The sequence below is a fragment of the Arthrobacter sp. Edens01 genome, assembly GCF_001307035.1.
Classification (GTDB): Bacteria; Actinomycetota; Actinomycetes; order Actinomycetales; family Micrococcaceae; genus Arthrobacter_B.
In genome coordinates, this window is record NZ_LKIU01000005.1 from 114,560 (window position 1) to 140,104 (window position 25,545).

Here is a 25,545-nt window from a genome sequence, read left to right on the forward strand (position 1 = left end):
TCGGTTCCTCCGCCTTCGAAAGCGGGTTGGGCCCTGAACTAGATGGAGCGGTTCAGGATGGCCTGCTTGACCTCGGAGATGGCCTTGGTGACCTGGATGCCGCGGGGGCATGCTTCCGAGCAGTTGAAGGTGGTGCGGCAGCGCCACACGCCTTCCTTGTCGTTCAGGATTTCCAGACGCATGTCACCTGCATCGTCACGGGAATCGAAGATGAAGCGGTGCGCGTTCACGATTGCTGCAGGACCGAAGTACTGTCCGTCAGTCCAGAACACCGGGCACGAGGACGTGCACGCAGCGCAGAGGATGCACTTGGTGGTGTCGTCGAAACGCTCGCGGTCCTCAGCGGACTGCAGGCGCTCCTTGGTGGGCTCGTGGCCCTTGGAGATCAGGAAGGGCATGATCTCGCGGTAGGACTGGAAGAACGGCTCCATGTCCACGATCAGGTCCTTCTCCACCGGCAGGCCCTTGATGGGCTCGACGAGGATCGGCTTGGACGTGTCCAGGTCCTTCAGCAGGGTCTTGCAGGCCAGGCGGTTACGGCCGTTGATGCGCATTGCATCAGAACCGCAGACACCGTGGGCGCAGGAACGGCGGAAGGAGACAGTGCCGTCGTGCTCCCACTTGACCTTGTGCAGGGCGTCCAGCACACGGTCCGTGCCGTACATGGTCAGCGTCCACTCATCCCAGTGGGCTTCGTCGGAGATCTCGGGGTTGTAGCGGCGCACCTTCAGCGTGATGTCGAAGGAGGGGATTTCACTGGCGCTTGATTCAGCCAGATCGATCTTCGAGGCCGGCTCAGCGACTTCCGTTGTCATTAGTACTTCCTCACCATCGGCTCGTAGCGCGTGAAAATGACCGGCTTGGTATCGAGCCGGATGCCTGCCGTGTGCTCGGCGTTTTCTGCCTCGTCGACCTTGTAGGCCATGGAGTGCAGCATGAACTTCTCGTCATCGCGGTCCGGGAAGTCCTCGCGGAAGTGCCCTCCGCGCGATTCCTCGCGGTGAAGGGCTGCGACCGACATGACCTTTGCCAGTTCCAGCAGGAAGCCGAGTTCAACGGCTTCCAGCAGGTCAAGGTTGAAGCGCTTGCCCTTGTCCTGGACGTTGATCTTCTTGTAGCGCTCTTCCAGGTCCGCAATGTCGGAGAGCGTCTTGTTGATCGTCTCGGCCGTGCGGAACACCTGCATGTTGGCATCCATGGTGTTCTGCAGGTCGCGGCGGATCTCGGCAACGCGCTCGGTGCCTTCGGAGTTGCGCACCGTGTCCAGCAGGGCAATGGTGTCTGCTTCCGGATCCTCCGGCAGGTCGACGAAGTCAGCCTGGAGGGCGTACTCGGCGGCGTAGATGCCGGCACGCTTGCCGAAGACGTTGATGTCCAGCAGCGAGTTGGTGCCAAGGCGGTTGGAACCGTGGACGGAGACGCAGGCAACCTCACCGGCAGCGTAGAGGCCGGGGATGACGGTGTCGTTGTCCTGCAGCACCTCCGCCTTGATGTTGGTGGGGATGCCGCCCATGACGTAGTGCGCCGTCGGGAACACGGGAACCGGTTCGGTGTACGGCTCAACACCAAGGTAGGTGCGGGCGAACTCGGTGATGTCCGGGAGCTTGGCATCGATGTGAGCCGGTTCCAGGTGCGTCAGGTCCAGGAGGACGTAATCCTTGTTCGGGCCGCAGCCGCGGCCTTCACGGACTTCGTTGGCCATGGAACGGGCAACGATGTCACGCGGAGCGAGGTCCTTGATGGTTGGTGCGTAGCGCTCCATGAAGCGCTCACCCTCGGAGTTGCGCAGGATCGCGCCTTCGCCGCGGGCAGCTTCGGAAAGCAGGATGCCCAGGCCGGCGAGGCCGGTCGGGTGGAACTGGATGAACTCCATGTCTTCCAGGGGGATTCCCTTGCGGAAGGCAATGCCCATGCCGTCGCCGGTCAGGGTGTGGGCGTTGGAAGTGGTCTTGAAGACCTTGCCTGCACCGCCGGAGGCGAAGACCACGGACTTCGCCTGGAACACGTGCAGTTCACCGGTAGCGAGGTCGTAGGAGACGACGCCGGCAACGCGCTTCTGGCCGAAGCTGTCCTGCACGGTCAGGAGATCCAGGACGTAGTACTCGTTGTAGAACTCAACGTTGTGCTTGACGCAGTTTTGGTAGAGCGTCTGGAGGATCATGTGGCCGGTGCGGTCAGCGGCGTAGCAGGCGCGGCGGACCGGAGCCTTGCCGTGGTCACGGGTGTGACCGCCGAAACGGCGCTGGTCAATGCGGCCTTCGGGCGTGCGGTTGAAGGGCAGGCCCATCTTTTCCAGGTCCAGCACGGCGTCGATGGCTTCCTTTGCCATGACCTCGGCGGCATCCTGGTCTACCAGGTAGTCGCCGCCCTTGACGGTGTCAAAGGTGTGCCATTCCCAGTTGTCTTCTTCTACGTTGGCCAGTGCTGCGCACATGCCGCCCTGAGCGGCCCCGGTGTGGGAACGCGTGGGGTACAGCTTGGTCAGTACCGCCGTCCGCGCGCGCTGTCCGGATTCAATGGCGGCACGCATACCGGCGCCGCCGGCGCCGACAATGACGACGTCGTACTTATGGACCTGCATACCAGATGCTCTTTCTGTTGAAACTGTGTGTAGCTCTAAGGGAGTGCTGCGGTGCCTGCCGGGCTAAGGAGCGGGGCAGAAGGACGGCAGCTGGTCCAGGGTGGCGTTGGCAGGGCAGGGATCGAAGGTGAAGATCACCAGGGTGCCAAGGACGATGATGACGACGGTGGCCGCGTAAAGGACCGTCTTGAGCCACATGCGGGTTGAGTTCTTGTCCGCGTAGTCATTGATGATCGTGCGGACACCGTTGGTGCCGTGCAGCATTGCGAGCCACAGCATGACCAGGTCCCAGACCTGCCAGAGCGGGGAAGCCCACTTGCCGGCTACGAAACCGAAGTCGACGGCGTGGATGCCGTCGCCAACCATGAGGTTCACGAAGAGGTGCGTAAAGATCAGGATGACGAGCAGTGCGCCGGAGATGCGCATGAACAGCCATGCAATCATCTCGAAGTTGCCCTTGCCCGGCCCGCTGCGGGTGTACTTGGGGGAGATGCGTCCGGCCCGGGGGGCCTCAACTGAAGGAGTGCTCATGGCTTAGTGACCCCCGAAGACGATGGGAAGGTGGCGGATGGAGAAGCCGATCATGGTCACGACCCAGAGGCCGACCACGCCCCAGAGCATCTGGCGCTGGTACTTGGGCCCCTTCTTCCAGAAGTCGATAAGAATCACCCGGAGGCCGTTGAAGGCGTGGAACACGATGGCGGCTACGAGGCCGAGCTCACCGAGGCCCATGATGGGGTTCTTGTACGCTCCGATGACCACGTTGTAGGCCTCGGGTGACACGCGCACCAGCGAGGTATCCAGAACATGGACCAAAAGGAAGAAGAAGATCACCACGCCAGTAATTCGATGGGCCACCCATGACCACTGGCCTTCGCGGCCGCGGTAAAGCGTGCCTGCTGGTAACTTCGACACTGAATTTTCCTCCCTGCATCGCAGCGGCGCTAGCGCGTGTTCCACGCAGTGATGACGCCGATGCGAGAGCACTTATAAGCTCAAGCATAATCTAGGTCCCGGTTGCAGCGGGATCAATTTAGGTTCCCCTATTGTGTGACCTGGCTTACACTGCAGGCTTCCGGCGGCGGTGCCGGGCCCGTGTCTGCACCCCGGCCACGGGTATCTCTCAGCTAACCTTGGCACTGATGAGTACTGAAACTGCAAATGTGAACCCGGGTCCGGCTTCGAACGCCGAAATATTCGAACGCTTCTACGGCGTGATCCCGGCCGGTGGAGTGGGGACCCGGCTGTGGCCGCTCTCGCGTGCCGCCGCCCCCAAGTTCCTGCACGACCTGACAGGTTCCGGGTCCACGCTTATCCGCGCCACCTACGACCGCCTGGCGCCGCTGAGCGATGACCGGGTGATGGTGGTGACGGGCCAGCTGCACCGGACAGCCGTCCTGGCGCAGCTGCCTGAAATCCAGCATGAGAACCTTGTGCTGGAGTCCGAGCCGAAGGACTCCGGAGCCGCCATTGGCCTGGCTGCCGCGATCCTCTACCGGCGTGATCCGTCGATCATCATGGGGTCCTTCGCCGCCGACCAGGTGATTACTCCGGTGGAAGTGTTCCAGGAGACCGTGCGTGAGGCGATCCACACCGCGGCACAGGGCTACATCGTCACCATTGGCATCCACCCGACGCATCCCTCCACCGGCTTTGGCTATATCAAGGCAGGTGAGGCGCTGGAGGTCGACGGCGCCCCGAGTGCACACGCAGTCCTCGAGTTTGTGGAGAAGCCTTCCGAAGACACCGCCCGGGGTTACCTGCGCAGCGGCAACTACAGCTGGAACGCCGGTATGTTCGTGGCACCTGTGGCACTGATGCTGAAGCACCTGCAGGCCAACGAGCCGGAGCTGCACGCCGGCCTCATGGAGATCGCAGACGCCTGGGACACTGAGAACCGCCGGGAGGTTGTGCTGCGGGTCTGGCCGACCCTCCCGAAGATCGCCATTGACTACGCAGTTGCGGAGCCCGCTGCCGCGGCCGGCGACGTCGCCATGATCCCGGGCATCTTCAGCTGGGACGACGTCGGGGACTTCGCCGCGATTGGACGGCTTAACCCCGCGGCCGAGAACAGTGAACTGACCGTGATGGGGGAGGGTGCCCGGGTCTATTCCGAGGACGCCTCGGGGATCGTTGTGTCCGATACCAAACGCGTGATTGCACTGATTGGCATCGAGGATGTAGTGATTGTCGACACCCCCGACGCCCTGCTCGTCACCACAAAGGATCACGCCCAGGAAGTCAAGAAGGCCGTGGAGCACCTCAAAGCCAGCGGGGACACGGACGTCCTTTAGGCCGTACCGCGTTGCCGAGGGCCGCCGCAGGACGCGTGCAGCCGGCTGGGTTCCCTATATAAGGGAACCCAGTTTATAAGGGATCCCGTTGAGCGTCCTTCGTCACGCAATCGGGATGTGGGAAGTCTTAAAGTCATCCAGTTCCCGCAAGCAAGCTGAGGTTGGCTAACCTTGAATACGTGCAGACAACCCCACTTAGCAGCTCACCGGTACCTTCTATACGGGGCAGTGTTGCTCCCATTTTGGGTGAGCTGATTGACTTCCGGCGGGACCTGCACTCCCACCCTGAGCTCTCCCACAAGGAATTCCGCACCACCGACCGGATCGTTGAGGCGCTCGAAGCGGCCGGTCTCCAGCCCAAGCGGCTTGAAAACACCGGCGCGTACGTGGACATTGGCGACGGCCCCATCGCGCTGGCGCTGCGCGCAGACATCGACGCACTGCCCGTCCTGGAAGAAACCGGCCTGCCCTACGCCTCGGTGAACACCGGGATCGCGCACTCGTGCGGCCACGACATCCACACCACCGTCATGCTTGGCGCGGCCCGGGTACTGGCCAGGCTCGACGCCGAGGGAACACTTGGCGGACGGATCCGGGTAATTTTCCAGCCGGCCGAAGAAGTGATGCCCGGCGGTGCACTGTCGGTGATCGAGCAGGGTGTCCTTTCCGGCGTCCCGCGGATCCTTGCGCTGCACTGTGACCCGCGCGTCGACGTCGGACAGGTAGGCACCCGCATCGGTGCGATTACCTCCGCCTCGGACACCATCCGGATTGAACTCTCCGGGCAGGGCGGGCACACCTCCCGGCCGCACCTGACCCAGGACCTCGTCTTTGCCCTGAGCCAGATTGCCGTCAGCGTTCCGGCCATCCTCTCCCGCCGGATTGATGTCCGCAGCGGCGTCTCAGTGGTCTGGGGACAGATCCACGCCGGATCCGCACCCAACGCGATTCCGGGCCACGGTTTTATGGCGGGAACGATGCGCTGCCTCGATGCCGAGGCATGGCACGCCGCCGGTGAGCTGCTCGATGACGTGGTGCGGGAAGTCGCTGCGCCCTACGGCGTGAAAGTGGCACTTGAACATACCCGGGGCGTTCCTCCCGTCATCAACTCTGAAGCCGAGACCGGACTCATTGAGGCCTCGGCCCGCGCGGAGCTGGGGGAGGAGTCCGTAGTCCTCACGCCGCAGTCCATGGGCGGGGAGGACTTTGCCTGGATGACCCAGGCCATCCCCGGAGCAATGATGCGTCTGGGAACCCGCACGCCGGGCGGGGAGACCTTCGACCTGCACCGGGGGGATTACAACCCGGACGAGCTGGCGATCAGCTGCGGCGTTTCGGTTATGGCGGCCGCAGCGCTCCGTGCTGCGCGCGGTCTGCGGCGCTGACTCCACTACCCCATTAAGACGCGCCTACCGGCCGGTATTGATAACAACATGTAAACAATGTTCCCTAGGTCACCTGTTTGTGCCATGGATAGTGCTCCGTGCCACTAAGGTTAGGTCTGCTGCGCTCCATGAGGGAAGGAGCGCGCACCACACGCGCCTGAGCGAAAGGCCCACCCGTCCGGAGGGCCACGCGGCAGACATCATGCGGTGGAACCCATTTCTTTTCTGGAGGAACATTGAAGAATTTCCCGCGCGGCTTCAAGCGCAATGCCGGTGTATCCGCCGCCATGCTGGGCGCATCGGCGCTTCTGCTGGCCGGCTGCGGTGCCGCCCCGGAAGAAGATTCCGCATCCAGCGGTGAGGCAAGCGCCAACGGCGACTTCCTGGCCTGCATGGTTTCGGACTCCGGCGGATTCGATGACCGCTCGTTCAACCAGTCCGGCTTCGAAGGCCTGAAGGCCGCGGAAACCGATCTGGGCATCGAGATCAAGACCGCTGAGTCCCAGTCCGAGACCGACTTCGGCCCGAACCTGGACTCCATGGTTGTCCAGAACGGCTGCAACATCACCGTCACCGTCGGCTTCCTCCTGGCCGATGCAACCCAGGAAGTGGCCGAGGCGAACCCGGAGAGCCACTTCGCCATCATCGATGACAACTCCATTGAGCTGGACAACGTCAAGCCCATCATCTACGACACGGCCCAGGCTGCATTCCTGGCCGGCTACGTAGCTGCAGGCACGTCCGAGACCGGCAAGGTTGCCACCTACGGCGGCATCAACATCCCCACCGTCACCATCTTCATGGACGGCTTCGCCGACGGCGTTGCCTACTACAACGAAGAGAACGGCGCCAACGTCGAGGTCCTGGGCTGGAACAAGGCTGACCAGACCGGTTCCTTCATCGGCAACTTCACCGACACCGGTGCAGGCAAGACCACTACTGAAAACTTCATCAACGAAGGCGCCGACATCATCATGCCGGTCGCCGGTCCGGTTGGCACCGGCACCCTCGACGCTGTTGTAGAGGCGAATGCCGGCGGCGGCACCAACAAGGTCATCTGGGTTGACTCCGATGGCTTTGAGACCGCAGGCAACGGCAAGGAATACATCCTGACCTCCGTCATGAAGCTCATGGGCGAAGCCGTTGAAGAAGTTATCTCCGAGGACGTCGACGGCAACTTCGACGCCAGCCCGTACATCGGCACCCTGGAGAACGGCGGCGTAACCCTGGCTCCGTACCACGACCAGGAAGACGCTGTTCCGGCCGACGTGAAGACCGCCGTGGATGAGATCAAGGCCAAGATCATCTCCGGTGAAATCACCGTAGAATCCGCTGCCAGCCCCAAGTAAGCAGGGCAAGCAGCAACCCTGAACCGTCGTCCGTCCGGATGCACTACCACCGGGCGGACGGCGGTTCGTTCTGTTCCGGGTAATCTTCCTTTGGGAGTACCCAAACACTCAGACACAAACAGATTGGTTGGGGTTGTGAAACTCGAACTCAAAGGCATCACTAAGCGCTTCGGCACTCTGGTAGCCAACGACCACATAGACCTGGTGATCGAACCGGGACAGGTGCACAGCCTTCTCGGGGAGAACGGGGCGGGCAAGTCAACGCTGATGAACGTCCTGTACGGCCTCTACGAACCCACAGAGGGCCAAATCCTGATCAACGGCAAACCCGTTGTCTTCTCAGGTCCCGGTGATGCCATGGCAGCAGGAATCGGCATGGTGCACCAGCACTTCATGCTGGTTCCCGTGTTCACCGTTGCGGAGAACGTGGCGCTGGGCAACGAAACGACCCGCGCCGGCGGATCCCTGAACCTTGAGACCACACGGGCACGCATCCGGCAGATCTCCGAACAGTACGGGTTCGACGTCGATCCCGACGCCGTCGTGGAAGATCTTCCGGTTGGCGTGCAGCAGCGGGTGGAAATCATCAAGGCCCTGATCCGGGACGCTGAAGTCCTGATCCTGGATGAGCCCACTGCCGTGCTGACTCCAAGGGAGACCGATGAGCTGCTGGCGATCATGCGCCAGCTGTGTGACGACGGCAAATCCGTCGTCTTCATCTCCCACAAGCTGCGCGAGGTCAAGGCCGTCTCCGACGTCATTACCGTGATCCGCCGCGGCAAGGTGGTGGGAGATGCACCGCCGAGTGCTTCGACCACTGAGCTTGCTTCCATGATGGTGGGCCGTTCGGTCAGCCTGAACCTGCAGAAGGAACCGGCCAAGCTCGGCGAGGCCACCTTCCAGGTCCGCGACCTGGTGGTGCTCTCCGACACCGGCCAGGCCGTTGTGGACCACATCAGCTTCGAAATCGCCAAGGGCGAGATCCTCGCCGTCGCCGGTGTCCAGGGCAACGGCCAGACTGAACTGACTGAGGCCATCATGGGCCTGCAGGAACACGTCACGGGATCGATCAAGCTCGACGGCGAAGAACTGATCGGGAAGCGCGTGGCCCAGATCATCGACGCAGGTGTGGGCTTTGTGCCCGAAGACCGCAGTGTGGACGGGCTCGTGGGTACGTTCACCGTCGCGGAGAACCTGGTCCTGAACCGCTACAACAAGACGCCGTTCGCCAAGGGCCTGTCCATGCGTCCGGCCGTGGTTGCAGCCAACGCCGCGGAGAAGATTGACGAGTTCGACATCCGCACGCAGTCGGCCGAAGCCGCAGCCGGCACCCTGTCCGGCGGCAACCAGCAGAAGGTCGTTATGGCCCGGGAACTGTCCCGGCCCCTGTCCCTGTTCATTGCCTCGCAGCCCACCCGCGGCGTCGACGTCGGCTCCATTGAGTTCCTGCACAGGCGGATCGTTGCAGAACGCGACGGCGGAACCCCGGTGATGATCGTGTCCACGGAACTGGACGAGGTCCTGGAACTGGCAGACCGGATAGCCGTGCTGTACAGCGGCAGGGTCATGGGCATTGTCCCGGGCAACACCTCGCGCGATGTGCTGGGCCTGATGATGGCCGGCATGAGCGCTGAAGATGCACTTTCGCACCAGAGCGAGAACGAGGGAGGGGCGCAGTGAGCCCGGAGGAAGCAAACAGGCAGCAGGGCGATCCAGCCCACCGGAAAGAGGAAGCGGCCGCTGACGAAACGCGGCTGCTGTCCGCTGCCGAAACCGCAGGCGGGGCACTTCCGCCGCCGGCCGTACCCGTGCCGGAATCCGAACTCCACCCGGAAACCGGCAACGAGTCCGTGCTGCGCCGCATCGTCACCGGCAACGCGCTGGTTTCAGTGCTGTCCGTGCTGATGGCCCTGGTTGTCGGCGGGCTGCTCATTGCCCTGACAGACGAAGAGGTCGCGGACGCCGCGGGCTACTTCTTCAACAAGCCCGGGGACATGCTGGGCGCTGCCTGGTCCGCGGCATCGGGTGCCTACGTGGCCCTCTTCCAGGGCTCGGTCTTCAACTTCGAGGCCGACACCTTCTCCCGGATGATCTACCCGCTGACCCAGACCCTGACAGTGGCGACCCCGCTGATCTGTGCCGGCCTCGGCGTCGCCCTCGCTTTCCGCGCCGGCCTGTTCAACATCGGTGCGCAGGGCCAGATCCTGATCGGCGCCACACTGGCAGCCTGGGTCGGCTTCAGCTGGCACCTGCCCGTGGGCCTGCACCTGCTGATCGTGATTATTGCCGGTGCTGTCGGCGGTGCGCTCTGGGGCGGCATTGCCGGCCTGCTGAAGGCACGGACCGGCGCGCATGAAGTGATCGTCACGATCATGCTGAACTACATCGCGATCCAGCTGGTGCTATTCCTGCTCACCACGCCCGGATTCCAGCGCCCGGGTTCCACCAACCCGATCAGCCCGCAGCTGGATGAAACTGCCATGTTCCCGCCGCTGTTCGGCTCCGGGTTCCGCCTGCACTGGGGATTCATCATGGCGATTGCCGCCACGGTGTTCATCTGGTGGCTGCTGAACCGGTCCACAGTTGGCTTTGAGCTCCGCGCAGTCGGCGCCAACCCCGCGGCTGCCCGCAACGCCGGCATCAACACCACCAAGGGCTACGTCATCGTGATGCTCATCGCCGGTGCACTGGCCGGCCTGGCCGGCGTGGCGCAGGTATCGGGTACCGAAAAGGTACTCACCTCCGGTGTCGCTGCCAGCTTCGGCTTTGACGCCATCACCGTGGCGCTGCTGGGCCGCTCCTCACCCTGGGGAACCTTCGCAGCCGGTCTGCTCTTCGGTGCGTTCCGCGCAGGCGGCGTCACCATGCAGACCAGCACCGGAACCAACATCGACATTGTGCTGGTTGTCCAGTCGCTGATCGTCCTGTTCATCGCCGCACCTCCGCTGGTCCGGTCCCTGTTCCGGATTCCGCCGCCCGGAGCGTTCAAGACCTCCGGCAAGCGCACCACCAAAAAAGCCGATGCAGCGCAAGGAGCAGCATGAGCACCGCAACAACTCTCGCCTCCAAGGGCCAGCCGGCAGATGTGAAAGCCATCCGCAGCTGGAAAACTCCGGTGATCCTGGGTGTCCTGGCAATCCTTGGCTTCATCATGTTCGGACTGGGCTCGCCGTCCAGCGAGGTGACGTTCCGCCTGACGGACGCCGACGCAGCCATCCAGCTGCCCAACATCGTGGTGTCAGCGCCCGTCCTGGGCTGGATCGCCAGCGTTGTGCTGCTGGCCTCCGCCGCCTACGCCTTCATCCTGGTCAACCGCTACCAGCATGTGCCGGGATGGCTGATCGCCATCTTCGCGGTGTTCTTCATTGCCGCTTTCCTGACCTGGGCGGTGGGCAGCGCCCGCAGCCCCAGCGTGGCTCTGTACGGCCTGCTGGCAGGATCGTTCACGCTGGCGTTCCCGCTGATCTTCGGCTCGCTCTCGGGCGTGCTGTGTGAACGCTCCGGCGTCGTCAACATTGCCATCGAAGGGCAGCTGCTCTTCGGCGCCTTCGCCGCAGCCGTGGCGGGTTCCCTGTCCGGCAACGCCTTCGTGGGCCTGTTCGCAGCGGCCATCGCCGGTGTGCTGGTTTCTCTCGTGCTTGCCGTGTTCAGCATCAAATACATCGTGAACCAGGTGATCGTCGGCGTCGTGCTGAACGTGCTGGTCTCCGGCCTGACCGGATTCCTCTTCTCCACCGTGCTCAGCGCGGACTCGGCGAAGTGGAACTCGCCCCCGCGCCTGGACAAGATCGCTATCCCGCTGCTCTCTGACATTCCGATCCTGGGCCCGATCCTGTTTGACCAGTCGGTGATCGGCTACCTGATGTACATCGCCGTGGCCGCGATCTACTTCGGGCTCTTCCACACCAAGTGGGGCCTGCGTACCCGTGCCGTGGGCGAGCACCCGAAGGCCGCGGACACCGTGGGCATCAATGTGAACCGCATGCGGTTCTGGAACGTCCTGCTAGCCGGTGCCGTTGCCGGCGTCGGCGGCGCGTTCTTCACCCTGGTCGCAGTGTCCTCCTTCAACCGGGACATGACATCCGGCCAGGGCTACATTGCCCTCGCAGCGCTCATCCTGGGCCGCTGGAACCCGATTGGTGCGCTGTTCGCAGCACTGCTGTTCGGCTTCGCGTCCAACCTGCAGTCCGTGCTCAGCCTGCTCGGCACCCCGGTGCCGAACCAGTTCCTGGCCATGCTGCCCTACGTGGTGACCATCTTCGCCGTCGCCGGTGTAGTAGGTAAGTCCCGCGGGCCGGCAGCCAGCGGCATTCCATACATCAAGAGCTGATCCCCTTCCCGACCAGGACAAAAAAGGACAGAAGATGAACGCAGTTACCCCTGCGCACGAAATCGACTGGGACGCTTTGCAGGACGCGGCCAGGGCTGCCATGGCCCACGCCTACGTTCCCTACTCCCGGTACCCCGTGGGAGCAGCCGCACTGACCGACGACGGCCGGATTGTCTCCGGCTGCAACATCGAGAACGCCAGCTACGGACTGACCCTGTGCGCCGAGTGCTCCATGATCAGCCAGCTGAACATGACCGGCGGCGGACACCTGGTCGCCTTCACCTGCGTGGACGGTGAGGGCGAAATCCTCATGCCGTGCGGGCGCTGCCGCCAGCTGCTCTACGAATTCCGGGCACCGGGCATGCAGCTGCTGACCGTCAGCGGAATCCGGACCATGGACGAAGTGCTGCCCGATGCTTTCGGACCGCAGCACCTGGAAGGACAGGCAGGCAAATGAGCGAGCGTTTTGACACCGTTGACATCATCCGCGTGAAGCGGGACCGCGGCACACTGAGCCCGGAGCAGATCGACTGGACGATCGACGCCTATACCCGCGGCGTGATTGCCGACGAGCAGATGGCCGCCCTGAACATGGCGATCCTGCTCAACGGCATGAACCGGGAGGAAATCTCCCGCTGGACCGCTGCGATGATCGCCTCCGGCGAGCGGATGGACTTCTCCTCCCTGGGTAAGCCCACGTCCGACAAGCACTCCACCGGCGGTGTGGGGGACAAGATCACCCTGCCGCTGGCACCGCTGGTTGCCGTTTTCGGGGTCGCCGTGCCGCAGCTCTCCGGGCGCGGTCTGGGCCACACCGGCGGCACCCTGGACAAGCTCGAGGCCATTCCCGGCTGGCGTGCTGCGCTCAGCAACGATGAGATGATGGCGCAGCTCGCCGACGTCGGAGCAGTTATCTGCGCTGCCGGGGCAGGCCTGGCTCCGGCAGACAAGAAGCTCTACGCCCTGCGCGACGTGACCGCCACGGTGGAAGCGATTCCGCTGATTGCCTCCTCGATCATGAGCAAGAAGATTGCGGAGGGGACCGGCTCGCTGGTCCTGGACGTGAAGGTGGGCTCCGGCGCGTTTATGAAGAACGTGGACGACGCCCGCGAGCTGGCCCGGACCATGGTCACACTTGGTAAAGACGCAGGCGTGAACACTGTGGCGTTCCTCACGAACATGTCCACCCCGCTGGGCCTGACCGCCGGAAATGCGATCGAGGTCCAGGAGTCCGTGGAGGTGCTCGCCGGCGGCGGTCCATCCGACGTCGTGGAGCTGACCGTGGCCCTGGCCAAGGAGATGCTCGCCGCGGCGGGCCGGCCCGACGCCGATCCCGCGGCAGCCCTGAAGGACGGCCGTGCGATGGACGTGTGGCGGCGGATGATTTCCGCCCAGGGCGGAGATCCCGAGGCCGAGCTGCCGGTGGCGAAGGAAGCGGAGACCATCGTGGCCTCCGCCGACGGTGTGCTCACTGAGCTGGATGCCCTTTCCGTTGGCGTCGCAGCCTGGCGCCTCGGCGCCGGACGGGCGCGGAAGGAAGACGCCGTGCAGGCGGGCGCGGGCGTGCGCCTGCACGCCAAGCCGGGAGACACAGTCAAGGCCGGCCAGCCGCTGATGACGCTGCTGACCGATACCCCGGAGAAGTTCGACCGCGCCAAGGAAGCATTGGAAGGCGCCGCCGTGATTTCCCCGGAGGCCACGGCAATCCAGCCGCTGATCATTGACCGGATCAGCTAGCCGGGGCTTACCTTTCGCAGAAACAGAACAGAACTGCCCGCATGAGCTTTCATGCGGGCAGTTCTGTTTGGTCCGGCGGGTGGGCCGGAAGGGGCACTCAGGGTCGCCCGAGGGCTCACTCAGGGTGTTCCCGGGGACATTCCGGGTGCCGGGCACTCATACGGAGGTGGCATCGTTGTAGTTACTGATACCGACCCGAGGAGTGCCGCCCATTGGACGTCCTAAACGCCGTAATGGACACCATCAACAACTTCGTCCTGACGTATTCAGGCGCCCCATGGGTTTACCTGGTGCTCTTCGCCTGCTGCCTGCTGGACGGGTTCTTTCCTCCTATCCCCAGTGAATCCCTGGTGGTTGGCCTCGCGGCACTGGTCTTCCTGGACGGAGGCCCGAACGCCTGGCTGATCTTCCTTTCGGCCGCGGCGGGCGCATTCGTGGGCGACAACATTGCCTATGCCCTGGGACGGACGCTCCGCACTGACCGGTACCGGTGGATGCGCGGACCACGGATGCAGCGCGGATTCGTCTGGGCCGGGCGTGAACTCGAGAAGCGTGCCGTGTCCCTGATCCTGATTGCCCGGTTCATTCCGGTAGGCAGGGTCGTGGTCAACCTGACCGCCGGGGCTACAAGGTTCCCGCGGCGGATGTTCGTGGCACTGACGGGCATGTCTGCCCTGCTCTGGGCCGCCTACTCCGTAGCTATTGGGGCCCTGGCCGGCGCCTGGTTCAAGGAGAACCACCTGCTCGCCGTCGTAGTGGCTATCGCTGTTGCACTGGTCCTGGGCTTGATCATCGACCGGATCATCGCAAAACTGCGCGGACCAACTCCCATCCGCACCCGCCTGCCGCTCGAGGAACGGGTCGACTCGGAGCCTTAAGCGCTCCGGCTAGGCCTCACGTAGAGTTGGCATGTGACTGAGCCGATAACGAATCCCGCTGCCCTTTCCAGCTTCGACGTCCGCGTCCTGCCCAAGGTTTCGCTGCACGACCACCTTGACGGCGGCCTTCGCCCGTCCACGATCGTGGAACTTGCCGAGACCGTGGGCCATACGCTGCCCTCCACCGATCCCGTAGCGCTGGGGGAGTGGTTCCGTGAGTCCGCAAACTCCGGTTCGCTCGTGCGCTATCTTGAGACCTTCGACCACACCATCGCAGTCATGCAGACGCGCGAAGGCCTGAGCCGGGTTGCCCGCGAGTTCGTTGAGGACCTCGTTGAAGACGGCGTGGTCTACGCAGAAATCCGCTGGGCGCCGGAGCAGCACCTTGCCGGCGGCCTCACCCTGGACGAAGCAGTAGAGGCAGTGCAGGCAGGACTGGAGGCAGGCGTTGCTGACGCCGAAGCCAACGGCCGCCTGATCCAGGTGGGCCAGCTGATCACCGCCATGCGCCACGGCGACCGCGGTATGGAAATCGCCGAACTCGCCGTCCGGCACCGTGACCGCGGAGCCGTGGGCTTCGACATTGCCGGAGCCGAAGACGGATTCCCGCCCTCGCGTTTCAAGGACGCGTTCACCTACCTCGCCGAGCAGATGTTCCCCGTCACCGTCCATGCCGGCGAAGCTGCCGGCGTTGAGAGCATCAGCGATGCCCTGGTCCACGGCCGCGCGCTGCGCCTGGGCCACGGCGTGCGGATTGCCGAGGACATTGAGGTTGACTTCGAAGACGAAGAAGCGCCCGACGCCGGCGAAGACACTTCCGTAGGCATGGTCACCCTGGGCGACGTTGCCGCCTGGGTCCGCGACCGGGGCATCGCCCTTGAAATCTGCCCGTCCTCGAACCTGCAGACCGGAGCAGTGGAGTCCTTCGGCGGCGACATTGAGTCCCACCCGATCGACCTGCTCTTCCAGACCGGCTTCGTGGTGACCGTGAACACCGACAACCGGCTGATGAGCGGCGTCAGCCTCACCGATGAGCTGGAACTGCTGGTAGAGACCTTCGGCTACGACCTGGACGACCTGCTGGAACTGACGCTCAACGCCGCCAACGCAGCGTTCCTGCCGCTGGAAGAGCGTGCTGTGCTGGCCGAGTACATCACCGATGGGTTCAACAACGCACGTGGCTAATCCCCAGCCCGGTAGCAGTGACCTGGGCCCGGCGTTTGTCCGTCTGGCCCAGGTCGTTGCGCAGCTGCGCGAACGCTGCCCCTGGACACGTGCCCTCACCCACGAATCCCTCCTCGAATACCTGCTGGAGGAAAGCTACGAGGTGATCGAGGCGGTCGAAGCAGGCCATACCGGCGCCGAAGACTCCCGTGAGCTCAGCGGCGAGCTGGGGGACCTGCTCTTTCAGGTGCTGCTGCACGCGCGGCTCCAGGAAGAGACCGGCAACTTCTCGATCAATGACGTCGTTTCCGGTCTCACCGGGAAAATGATCCGGCGCAACCCCCATGTATTCCGTCCGGACGGATCGCTGACCGAGGACACCACCGAGGACACAGCGGAGATCGAGCGGGCCTGGGACGCCGCCAAGAAGACCGAAAACCCCCGGCGCAGCAACCCGTTCGAAGGCATTCCCGCGTCCCTTCCTGCGCTGGCGCTTGCCGCCAAGACACAGGAGCGGGCCCGCCGGGCAGGCGTGCCGGTCCCGGCGAAGCCGGAAACGCTGCCGGCATTCGAGGGTCGGGATGAGCTGGGGGACCTGCTCTTCGAAGCTGTGCGCCAGGCTGCTGAACGGGGCATCGACCCGGAAGCAGCCCTGCGCGGAGCGGTGCGCCGTTTTACGGCACAAGGCCCCGGTACTGCCGATTGACGGCGTTAGTCCTTACTCCGAAGCCGGATTCCACTAGGCTTGGAGCAGACAGCGTGGTCCCCGTCATAGGCCTGGCTGTAGTTACCAACCCAAGTTCCAATGAACAGGAGCATTCCCATGGCCATCATTGATGCCATTCACGCCCGCGAGATCCTCGATTCCCGCGGAAATCCGACCGTAGAGGTCGAGGTACTGCTCGACGACGACACCTTCGGCCGGGCCGCTGTGCCCTCCGGTGCTTCCACCGGAGCCTTTGAGGCCAATGAACGCCGTGACGGGGAGAAGGACCGCTACCAGGGCAAGGGTGTGCTCCAGGCAGTCGAGGCAGTGATCGACCAGATCCAGCCCGCCCTGCTCGGCTTCGACGCCGCTGACCAGCGCGCCATCGACCAGGCCATGATCGACCTGGACGGCACCGAGAACAAGTCCGGGCTGGGCGCCAACGCCATCCTGGGCGTCTCCCTCGCAGTCGCCCGCGCAGCCGCGGAATCCGCTGCCCTGCCGCTCTACCGTTACCTGGGCGGCCCGAACGCACACATCCTGCCGGTCCCGCTGATGAACATCCTCAACGGCGGCTCGCACGCAGACTCCGACGTCGACATCCAGGAATTCATGATCGTTCCCCTGGGCGCCGAAACCTACTCGGAGGGCCTGCGCTGGGGCGTCGAGGTGTACCACAACCTCAAGTCCGTGCTGAAGGAACAGGGTCTCTCCACCGGCCTCGGCGACGAGGGCGGCTTCGCCCCGAACCTGCCCTCCAACCGCGCAGCCCTTGACCTGATCCTGGAAGCGATCCAGCGTGCGGGCTACGAGCCCGGCCGCGACATTGCCCTGGCCCTGGACGTTGCCTCCTCCGAGTTCTTCAAGGACGGCGCGTACGTCTTCGAAGGCCAGAACCGCAGCGCCGAGGAAATGTCCGCGTACTACGAGGAACTGGTGCGCGACTACCCGCTGGTTTCCATCGAGGATCCGCTGGATGAGAACGACTGGGATGGCTGGAGTGCACTGACCGCCCGCCTCGGCGACAAGGTCCAGCTGGTTGGCGACGACCTGTTCGTCACCAACCCGGCCCGCCTGGAGACCGGCATCAAGCAGAACGCCGCCAACTCCCTGCTGGTGAAGGTCAACCAGATCGGCACCCTGTCCGAAACCCTGGACGCCATCACCATGGCCCAGCGTGCCGGCTACACCACCATCACCTCGCACCGTTCCGGTGAAACCGAGGACACCACCATCGCCGACATCTGCGTTGCCACCAATGCCGGCCAGATCAAGACCGGTGCCCCGGCCCGCTCCGAGCGCGTCGCGAAGTACAACCAGCTGCTGCGCATCGAAGAAGAGCTCGACGACGCCGCACGCTACGCAGGCCGCAGCGCTTTCCCGCGTTTCACGGCCTAGCAACTCCGCCGCCGGTGGGTACCCTCGACTAAGAGGGTGCCCACCGGTGCTGTTTCCGCCGCAGGGCGTAAGCACGGCCGCCGGCGCCGATGAACCAGCCAGATGAGGAGCAGCATGTCCACCCGTCGCCCGAAGGTCCCCAAACCCTCAGGCCTGCCCGGCGGGACACAACGGCGTGCTTCCAGCGCCCCGGACACCAGGCCGGCATCCAGCCACCCGGGTACGGAAGAACCGCAGGCCAGGGGCGCCCGGCTGCAGCCCACAGGGTCCCGTAAGCCAGTAGACGGTAAGCCAGAATCCGGCAAGACGGGATCTGCCAAGACCGGATCTGACACGGGTGGATCTGACACGGCGGGGACCGGCCATGCAGGCCGCAAGCCCTCCCAGCCGAGGCCTGCCGGCGGCGGCAAAAGCGCCAGGCCGGCCAAAACCAAACCGGCAAAGCCTGCGAAGCCGGCAGATCCGTCGGCTGCCCGGGCGGCGGCCCGGCAGGAGCTCGCGGCAGAAATCCGCAGGGATGTTCCCCAGGCAGAATCCGCCGAAGGTAAACCCCGTACCGAACCGGCGCTCAAGCCTGTCCCCGCCAAGTCATTCTCCGGACGGCTGCTTGCCCTGGGCATCGTGATGGTGGTGATCACTGTGCTGCTCGCGCCTTCCGTCCGGACGTTCCTGCAGCAGCGCTCCGAGATTGCGGCACTGGAAGCGGAGATAGCCGAAGAGCAGAAGACTGGCCAGGAACTTGAACAGACGCTGGACCGCTGGGAAGACCCCGCTTACATCAAGGCGCAGGCCAGGGAGCGCATCTTCCTCGTGATGCCCGGTGAAACCCGGTACCTGGTAAAGGGTGAAAACGGCGTAAACGACGTCGAGGAAGAGGCCGCCGCCGACGGTCCCGCCGACCTTGAATGGGTTGACGCGCTCTGGGATTCAGTAGTGCGGTCCGCCACAGCACCTTAACCCTGCTCCGGGGCACAGTAGGCTGGTGCATTGAGACATCATCAGTTCGGGTCCGTTACGGGCCCCAGGAAGGACCCTCCGGCATGACCCCAGAGCAGCTCACCCCGACCCAGGAAGACCTGGAGACCCTGAGCCGCCAGCTCGGACGGCCGGTCCGCGACGTCGTCGAAATCGGCGCCCGCTGCGTCTGCGGCAACCCGCTGGTCGCCACCACCGCGCCGCGGCTCGGAAACGGAATTCCGTTCCCGACCACGTACTACCTGACGCACCCGGTCATCACTGCTGCCGTCTCCCGGCTCGAAGCCGCCGGGCTCATGGCAGAGATGACCGCCCGCCTCGAGCAGGACCCCGAACTGGCCGAACGCTACCGGCAGGCGCACGAAGCCTACCTTCAGGTACGCAACGAAATAGGTGAGCGCACGGGTACGGGCCCTGTCCCCGAGATCGATGGCGTTTCTGCCGGAGGTATGCCCACCCGCGTGAAATGCCTTCACGTCCTGGTGGGACACTCCCTCGCCGCCGGCCCCGGGGTCAACCCGCTGGGAGACGAAGCCCTGGATGCAATTGCCGAGTGGTGGACCCGCGACCGCTGCTATTGTGAGGGCGCATGGGACACAAACAGTCCTGCACCCGACCGTGACCTGAGCCGCCACACGAAGACCCAGGGCCTCTCGGCAGAGGAACTGGACCGGAAAAGGGCTGCCCGGCGTGCGGCGCTGCAGGCTGAGGAACAGCAGGCGCGCGAGCAGGAGGGCACCATGGAAGAGAACGCAGAAGGCACTGCAGGCGACACCGTCCGGGTGGCCGCCGTGGACTGCGGCACCAATTCGATCCGCCTCCTGATCGCCGACGCACGGACGGAGAACGGCGTAACCCGCCTCACCGACGTCGTACGGCTGATGCGCATTGTCCGCCTGGGGGAGGGCGTGGACGCCACCGGGCGCCTGTCCGACGCCGCGCTGGAACGGACATTCGAAGCCACTGACGAATACGCTGCGCTGATCAAGGAACACGGGGCAGAGAAGGTCCGCTTCGTTGCGACATCGGCCACCCGTGACGCCGAGAACCGCAAAGACTTCACCAAGGGCATCCGTGCCCGGCTGGGCGTGGAACCGGAGGTCATCTCCGGGGATGAAGAAGCAGGGCTTTCCTTCGCGGGAGCCTCCAGCGTCCTGGCCGGTGACAAGGGTGCGCGCACGCTTGTGGTGGATCTGGGCGGCGGCTCGACTGAGTTCGTCCTGGGCATCGACTCCGAGGTCCTGGCCGCCAGGAGCACAGACATGGGCTGTGTCCGGTTCACTGAGCGCCACCTGGTTTCCGATCCCCCCACCGATGCAGAAATCGCGATGGCCCGCGGGGACATCCTGGACATGATTGCCCAGGTCCTCCAGACTGTTCCGCTGGCCACTGCTGACCAGCTGGTAGGCGTTGCCGGAACCATCACCACAGTTACAGCACACGCGCTGAAACTGCCGGAGTACTCCTCCGAAGCCATCCACGGCACCGAACTGAGCGTTGAAGCGGTGGACCACGCGTCGTCGTCCCTGATCCACATGAGCCGGAGCGAGCGCGCAGCACTGCCGTACATGCATCCCGGACGCGTGGACGTGATCGGTGCAGGCGCGCTGATCTGGCAGACGATCGTGGACCGGATGTCGGAGCTGACCGACGGACGCGTGGAAACCGCCGTCACCTCGGAGCACGACATCCTTGACGGCATAGCCCTGAGCACGCTGCGGTGAGCCCGGAAGCAAAGTGGCGCCGGAAGGGCGCCGCGTTCAAACGTGCCGCCGTCGCCGGTGCCTTCTCACTCACAGCCGTGATGCTCTTCCAGCTTTCTGCACCGGCGGCAGCCCATGCCGACGAGTGGCGGGAGCGGGAATACTGGCTCGGCGACTACGGCATTACCGAAGCCTGGAAGAAGTCACAGGGCGAAGGTGTCAAGGTGGCGGTTATCGACACCGGCATCGACTCCACCCATCCGGACCTGGCAGGCGCAGTAACCGGCGGCACCGACGTCTCCGGTGCCGGGGACCCCGCGGGTACCCGGGGAATCGGCGTCAACCCTTCACACGGAACCCTGGTCGCCACACTGCTGGCCGGCCGGGGCCACACCGCCGAAAGCGAAGATAAGGACTCCAAGGACGAAGACGCCAAGGATGCCAAGGATAAGGACAAGGACGCCAAGGAGTACGACGGCCCCGGAAACGGGCCGGACGGCATCATCGGCGTAGCGCCCAAAGCCGAACTGCTGGCCGTGTCAGCCTGGATCGGCGAGGCGAACCCCGGCGGCATCCCGATTGACGAGCAGCTGCCCAACGCCGTGCGGTGGGCTGTGGACAGCGGCGCCAAGGTCATCAACATGTCCCTCGGCTCATCTTCGACTTCCTGGCCCGAGAGCTGGGACGAAGCCTTCCTGTACGCGGAACAGAACGACGTCGTGGTTGTGGCTGCAGCCGGGAACCGCGGAGTCGGGATGACGCAGGTTGGCGCACCCGCCACGATTCCCGGAGTCCTGACTGTCGCCGGGCTGGACCGTGACGGCCGCGCCAGCTGGGACTCATCCTCGGAAGGCATCAGCATTGGAGTTGCGGCTCCCGCGGAAGAGCTCCTGGGCGGACTGCCCGAGGGCGACGCCTCACGCTATGCCAGATGGTCCGGCACCTCCGGCGCTGCACCGCTGGTATCCGGCGTCGCGGCACTGATCCGGTCTGCCTATCCGGAACTCACTGCTGCGCAGGTCATTAACCGGATCATCACCACGGCCAGGGACAGCGGGGCCCCCGGGCGGGACACCCTGTACGGCTACGGAATCCTGGATGCCAACGCTGCGCTGAACGCCGATGTCCCGGCGGTCGCGGGCAACCCGCTTGGCACCATCGAAGAATGGATCCGCATCCACCGCCGCGGAGAAACTCCGGCCAGCGAAACCATCGCTCCTGCACCGGGACAGTCCCTTCCGGATATCCCGGAACCGCAGGTGCCCGAAGCTGCCGATCCCCGCACCGGGGACGATCCGCTTCCGGCGATGCTGGTGTTTGGGTTCGGGGGACTGATTCTGCTTGTGGGCGCGGGCGGGGCATTTGCCGTACGCCGTGTCAGGCGTTCCGCCCAAACCGAAGATGCTGAAACCGCGGGTCCGGAAACCGCTGCTGACGAGGAACTCGAGCGGGCTCCGCAGCCCTAGGCGGGGACGATATGTGACGTGCCGGCGCCCCGCCCCGGGCTGCGTCAACCTCGGCCGTGAAATCAAAGACATTTAGATTGCGTGACTTAGTGAAGACTTTCACAAGTCAGGTACGATGTTGCCTATGGCATCGCAAACACAATTCTCTGATCGTCCCCGCGTTCTGGTGGTTGGCGGTGGCTACGTCGGTCTGTACGTAGCCAAGAACCTCCAAAAGCAGGTTAAGGCCAACGGCGGGATCGTTACGGTGGTGGATCCGCTGCCGTACATGACCTACCAGCCCTTCCTCCCCGAGGTCGCAGCCGGAACCATCAACGCGCGCAACGCCGTTGTTTCACACCGGATGCACCTGAAGGACACCGAGCTGATCTCCGGCAAGGTAGTGGGCATCAACCACGCTACGCACACCGCAACGGTGGAGCCCGCAGACGGCGGCGCCCCCTTCGAACTGAGCTACCGCGACGTCGTCGTGTCCGCCGGTTCGGTTACCCGCACCTTCCCGATCCCGGGCCTCGCAGAGGTCGGCATCGGCATGAAGACCATTGAAGAAGCCGTTGAAATGCGGAACAAGGTACTCGAGCGCATCGAGACAGCTTCCCTGATGACCGACCAGGCTGCACGTGCCCGCGCACTGACCTTCGTCGTCGTCGGCGGCGGCTTCGCCGGCATCGAGACCATCACCGAAATCGAAGACATGGCCCGCGGCGCCGTGCGCGAGAACAACCGCCTGAAGCGGGAAGACCTGCGCTTCGTCATGATCGAAGCCATGGGCCGCGTTATGCCCGAGGTTAAGCCGGACCAGGCCGAGTGGGTTGTCTCCTCCATGCGTGAGCGCGGCATTGAAGTCCTGCTGAACACCTCGCTGGCCAGCGCCGAAGGCGGCCTGCTGAAGCTGATCAACATGGCTGACAAGTCCCCGGCCGGCGAATTCGAAGCTGACACGCTCATCTGGACTGCCGGTGTGCAGGCCAACCCCATGGTCCGTGCCACCGACTTCCCGATCGACGACCGCGGCCGTGTCCGCGCCAACGCCGAACTGCGGATCACCGGCGACGACGGCCCCCTCGAAGGTGCCTGGGCTGCCGGCGACGTGTCTGCTGTTCCCGACCTCACCGGCGGCGGCGTCGGCGGGTTCTGCGTTCCGAACGCACAGCACGCTGTCCGCCAGGCCAAGCGCCTCGCCAAGAACCTGCTCGCTGACCGCTACGGCATCGGCCAGGTGGAGGAATACCGCCACAAGAACCTCGGTGCAGTTGCCGGTATGGGCCAGTACAAGGGTGTTGCGAACATCATGGGCTTCGGCATGAAGGGCCTTCCGGCCTGGCTGGCCCACCGCGGCTACCACGGCATGGCCATGCCGATGTTCGAGCGCAAATTCCGCGTGGTCTCCGGTTGGGCTGCCAACTTCTGGTTCGGCCGCGACTTCACGCAGCTGCTGCACCTGAAGAACCCGCGCCAGGCATTCGTGGAGGCTGCAACGCCGGCCAAGAAGCCTGCTGCAAAGTAACACCAGCGAAACTGCCATACAGCGGCGGCCGACCGGATATCTCCGGCGGCCGCCGCTGGCGGTTTAAGCAGGCTCTTTGACGGGCTGGGCGCTGGGCAGTTTCTGTGCTTGTGCGCCGCTCAAGTAGGCTGGTCTATGCGCTTCGAACCCGGCTTGCCGCCGTCGTTGGTGTGCGCGGGCCCCAGTAGCCCAATGGCAGAGGCAGCGGACTTAAAATCTGTGTGTTGTGGGTTCGAGTCCCACCTGGGGTACAAAGTGAGCGGTTCGAAAGCATGCTTCTGCGCATCCTGCAACACTGGTCACAGAGGTGTGACGAGTGTTACAAGGCTGTAACCGGAACCTCTTATCTTCGACACATTATTCAACTAGCTTTTCTTCTAATCAGGAACACCTGATAACAGCATCAAAGGCACCCGCCTTTCGATCGGGGAGAAAAACTACATGACTGCACTTCGCAAGACCGGGCCGCTTGGCCTCGGGGACGGGTACGGCCGCGCAGCAAAGATGGCAGCACTGGGCGTGGGCATAGCCCTCTTCGCTTCAGCCTGCGCCAGCGGCGGCGACTCCGGAACCGACTCCTCACCGTCCGAGGATTCTTCTTCGCCCGCAGCTAACAGTTCGGTCCTGGCCTGCCCGCCCAGCCAAGGCGGCACAGGCGAGGACCCCGGAGAGAAGGGCGACGCCTCAGCGGTTCCGGCCTCCACCGGAACCACGGACGCCCCGCTCAAGCTCGGCACCCTGCTGCCGACCACCGGCGCACTTGCCTTCCTCGGCCCGCCGGAAATTGCCGGCGTGGATCTGGCCGCGCAGGAAGTCAACGACGCCGGCGGCGTCCTGGGACAGCCCATTGAGATTGTCCACCGGGACTCCGGAGACACCACCACCGACATCGCCACGCAGTCCGTGACGGACCTGCTCGGACAGGACGTCAGCGCCGTCATCGGTGCCGCTTCCTCGGGTGTCTCCAAGACGGTCATCAACCAGATCACCGGCGCCGGCGTGATTCAGTTCTCCCCGGCCAACACGTCCCCGGACTTCACTGACTGGGACGACAACGGACTCTACTGGCGTACTGCTCCCTCCGATGTACTCCAGGGCCGCACCCTGGGCAACTACATCATGGAGTGCGGTGCCCAGACCGTCGGCATGATCGTCCTTAACGACGCCTACGGCACCGGCCTGCAGCAGAACATCAAGAGCTCCGTAGAGGCCGCGGGCGGCCAGGTTGTTGCTGAGCCGATGTTCAACGAAGGCGATTCCCAGTTCAGCAGCCAGGTCGACGCCGTTACCAGCGCCAACCCGGATGCCATTGTGGTGATCAGCTTCGACCAGGCCAAGAGCATCGCACCGCTGCTGACCGGCAAGGGCGTTGACCCGTCGCAGATCTTCTTCGTTGACGGCAACACCTCCGACTACAGCGGCGATCTTGAAGCCGGAACACTCGAAGGCGCCCAGGGAACAATCCCCGGTCCGTTCGCTTCGGAGAACTTCAAGAACGCGCTGCTGGAAATCGACCCGGCCCTGAAGGACTGGGCCTACGCCGGTGAAAGCTACGATGCAGTGACCTTGCTGGCCCTGGCCGCTGAGGCAGCCGGCAGCACCGACGGCGCAGCAATGGCCGCGGAACTGCAGGGAGTCTCCAGCGACGGCGAGAAGTGCTTCGACTACGCAGGCTGCGTGACCATCCTGCGTGAAGGCGGAGACATCGACTACGACGGCTACTCCGGACCGATCACCTTTGATGAAAACGGTGACCCGACCGAAGCCTTCATCGGTATCTACCAGTTCGACGCCGACAACAAGCCGGTTCCGAGCCGCTCCGAGGTGGGCAAGCTCTAACCGCTCCTCATCACCACCGCACCACTCGAAGGGCCCCCGCCATGGCAGGGGCCCTTTGGTGTTGCCAGGGCATCGGACTGCCTGCGGCTGCAGAACCCGGGCCCGGCTGACGAGTCCCTGCTGCATCGCTGAGCCCCGAGCACATGGATTATCGTTCCCGCGTGCGCGGGGCGCCTTACGGGTGCGGGGCGCTCTACGGGTGCGGGGGCGCAGCCGGGTGTCCCTGCACGGAC

20 protein-coding genes, 1 tRNA gene and 2 pseudogenes are annotated in these 25,545 nt (G+C 64.4%); 19 read left to right on the forward strand and 4 right to left on the reverse strand.

All coding sequences use genetic code 11. From position 1 onward, the window contains the following. Positions 1-38 precede the first annotated feature (38 nt). From AO716_RS06795 to sdhC, 4 genes are all read right to left on the reverse strand, one after another. Positions 39-815, reverse strand: coding sequence for a succinate dehydrogenase iron-sulfur subunit (locus AO716_RS06795; RefSeq protein ID WP_055240209.1), 777 nt, complete (start codon positions 813-815; stop codon positions 39-41). Beyond that, positions 815-2,581 carry a succinate dehydrogenase flavoprotein subunit gene (gene sdhA / locus AO716_RS06800; RefSeq protein ID WP_055240210.1) on the reverse strand — a complete coding sequence of 589 codons (1,767 nt, stop codon included), beginning with the start codon at positions 2,579-2,581 and terminating at the stop codon, positions 815-817. The genes AO716_RS06795 and sdhA overlap by 1 nt, the downstream gene beginning before the upstream one ends. Before the next feature lie 63 nt (positions 2,582-2,644). Further along, positions 2,645-3,112 (reverse strand): succinate dehydrogenase hydrophobic membrane anchor subunit, encoded by a 468-nt coding sequence (locus AO716_RS06805; protein WP_055240211.1) that lies wholly within the window; start codon positions 3,110-3,112, stop codon positions 2,645-2,647. A gap of 3 nt (positions 3,113-3,115) precedes the next feature. Then, positions 3,116-3,496 carry a succinate dehydrogenase, cytochrome b556 subunit gene (gene sdhC, locus AO716_RS06810; RefSeq protein ID WP_055240212.1) on the reverse strand — a complete coding sequence of 127 codons (381 nt, stop codon included), beginning with the start codon at positions 3,494-3,496 and terminating at the stop codon, positions 3,116-3,118. A gap of 227 nt (positions 3,497-3,723) precedes the next feature. On the opposite strand from sdhC, the gene AO716_RS06815 reads away from it, so the two are divergent. The 19 genes and pseudogenes from AO716_RS06815 to AO716_RS06900 all read left to right on the forward strand — a co-directional run bounded on the left by AO716_RS06815 (position 3,724) and on the right by AO716_RS06900 (position 25,312). Further along, positions 3,724-4,875 carry a mannose-1-phosphate guanylyltransferase gene (locus tag AO716_RS06815; protein ID WP_055240213.1) on the forward strand — a complete coding sequence of 384 codons (1,152 nt, stop codon included), beginning with the start codon at positions 3,724-3,726 and terminating at the stop codon, positions 4,873-4,875. A 239-nt stretch (positions 4,876-5,114) separates the two neighbouring features. Next, positions 5,115-6,260: an amidohydrolase gene (locus AO716_RS06820; protein WP_404322170.1), complete on the forward strand. Its 1,146-nt coding sequence runs from the start codon at positions 5,115-5,117 to the stop codon at positions 6,258-6,260. Between the two features lie 236 nt (positions 6,261-6,496). Then, positions 6,497-7,609, forward strand: a complete 1,113-nt coding sequence (locus tag AO716_RS06825) for a BMP family protein (protein WP_404321434.1) — start codon at positions 6,497-6,499, stop codon at positions 7,607-7,609. A 135-nt stretch (positions 7,610-7,744) separates the two neighbouring features. Further along, positions 7,745-9,289: an ABC transporter ATP-binding protein gene (locus tag AO716_RS06830; protein ID WP_055240214.1), complete on the forward strand. Its 1,545-nt coding sequence runs from the start codon at positions 7,745-7,747 to the stop codon at positions 9,287-9,289. Continuing rightward, the gene (locus AO716_RS06835; protein ID WP_055240215.1) at positions 9,286-10,653 is read left to right on the forward strand and encodes an ABC transporter permease; all 1,368 of its coding nucleotides are present in this window, start codon (positions 9,286-9,288) and stop codon (positions 10,651-10,653) included. The genes AO716_RS06830 and AO716_RS06835 overlap by 4 nt, the downstream gene beginning before the upstream one ends. Then, positions 10,650-11,939: an ABC transporter permease gene (locus AO716_RS06840; RefSeq protein WP_055240216.1), complete on the forward strand. Its 1,290-nt coding sequence runs from the start codon at positions 10,650-10,652 to the stop codon at positions 11,937-11,939. The genes AO716_RS06835 and AO716_RS06840 overlap by 4 nt, the downstream gene beginning before the upstream one ends. A gap of 22 nt (positions 11,940-11,961) precedes the next feature. Further along, positions 11,962-12,396 (forward strand): annotated as a pseudogene (locus AO716_RS06845) (cytidine deaminase); the annotation flags it as partial. Then, a complete protein-coding gene (locus AO716_RS06850; protein WP_055240218.1) occupies positions 12,393-13,676 on the forward strand; it encodes a thymidine phosphorylase in 1,284 nt (427 codons plus the stop codon). The pseudogene AO716_RS06845 and the gene AO716_RS06850, both read left to right, overlap by 4 nt. Positions 13,677-13,909: 233 nt before the next feature. Next, complete coding sequence (locus AO716_RS06855; protein ID WP_055240219.1) at positions 13,910-14,554, forward strand: DedA family protein; 645 nt, start codon at positions 13,910-13,912, stop codon at positions 14,552-14,554. 33 nt (positions 14,555-14,587) lie between these two features. Next, positions 14,588-15,739, forward strand: a complete 1,152-nt coding sequence (locus AO716_RS06860) for an adenosine deaminase (protein WP_055240220.1) — start codon at positions 14,588-14,590, stop codon at positions 15,737-15,739. Further along, the gene (locus AO716_RS06865) at positions 15,732-16,424 is read left to right on the forward strand and encodes a MazG nucleotide pyrophosphohydrolase domain-containing protein (protein ID WP_235472023.1); all 693 of its coding nucleotides are present in this window, start codon (positions 15,732-15,734) and stop codon (positions 16,422-16,424) included. The genes AO716_RS06860 and AO716_RS06865 overlap by 8 nt, the downstream gene beginning before the upstream one ends. A gap of 117 nt (positions 16,425-16,541) precedes the next feature. Beyond that, positions 16,542-17,822 carry a phosphopyruvate hydratase gene (eno, locus tag AO716_RS06870; protein WP_055240222.1) on the forward strand — a complete coding sequence of 427 codons (1,281 nt, stop codon included), beginning with the start codon at positions 16,542-16,544 and terminating at the stop codon, positions 17,820-17,822. Between the two features lie 114 nt (positions 17,823-17,936). After that, a complete protein-coding gene (locus AO716_RS17705) occupies positions 17,937-18,779 on the forward strand; it encodes an FtsB family cell division protein (RefSeq protein WP_235472024.1) in 843 nt (280 codons plus the stop codon). Positions 18,780-18,862: 83 nt separating this feature from the next. Continuing rightward, positions 18,863-19,454, forward strand: a pseudogene (locus tag AO716_RS17710) (DUF501 domain-containing protein); the annotation flags it as partial. A gap of 8 nt (positions 19,455-19,462) precedes the next feature. Beyond that, positions 19,463-20,521: an exopolyphosphatase gene (locus tag AO716_RS17715; RefSeq protein WP_414826583.1), complete on the forward strand. Its 1,059-nt coding sequence runs from the start codon at positions 19,463-19,465 to the stop codon at positions 20,519-20,521. Further along, a complete protein-coding gene (locus AO716_RS06885; RefSeq protein ID WP_055240224.1) occupies positions 20,518-21,966 on the forward strand; it encodes a S8 family serine peptidase in 1,449 nt (482 codons plus the stop codon). Before AO716_RS17715 ends, AO716_RS06885 begins: the two co-directional genes overlap by 4 nt. Positions 21,967-22,090: 124 nt before the next feature. Beyond that, positions 22,091-23,473: an NAD(P)/FAD-dependent oxidoreductase gene (locus AO716_RS06890; RefSeq protein ID WP_055240225.1), complete on the forward strand. Its 1,383-nt coding sequence runs from the start codon at positions 22,091-22,093 to the stop codon at positions 23,471-23,473. Positions 23,474-23,651: 178 nt separating this feature from the next. Further along, positions 23,652-23,724, forward strand: a tRNA-Leu gene (locus AO716_RS06895). A gap of 190 nt (positions 23,725-23,914) precedes the next feature. Next, positions 23,915-25,312: an ABC transporter substrate-binding protein gene (locus AO716_RS06900; protein WP_055240226.1), complete on the forward strand. Its 1,398-nt coding sequence runs from the start codon at positions 23,915-23,917 to the stop codon at positions 25,310-25,312. Positions 25,313-25,545 lie beyond the last annotated feature (233 nt).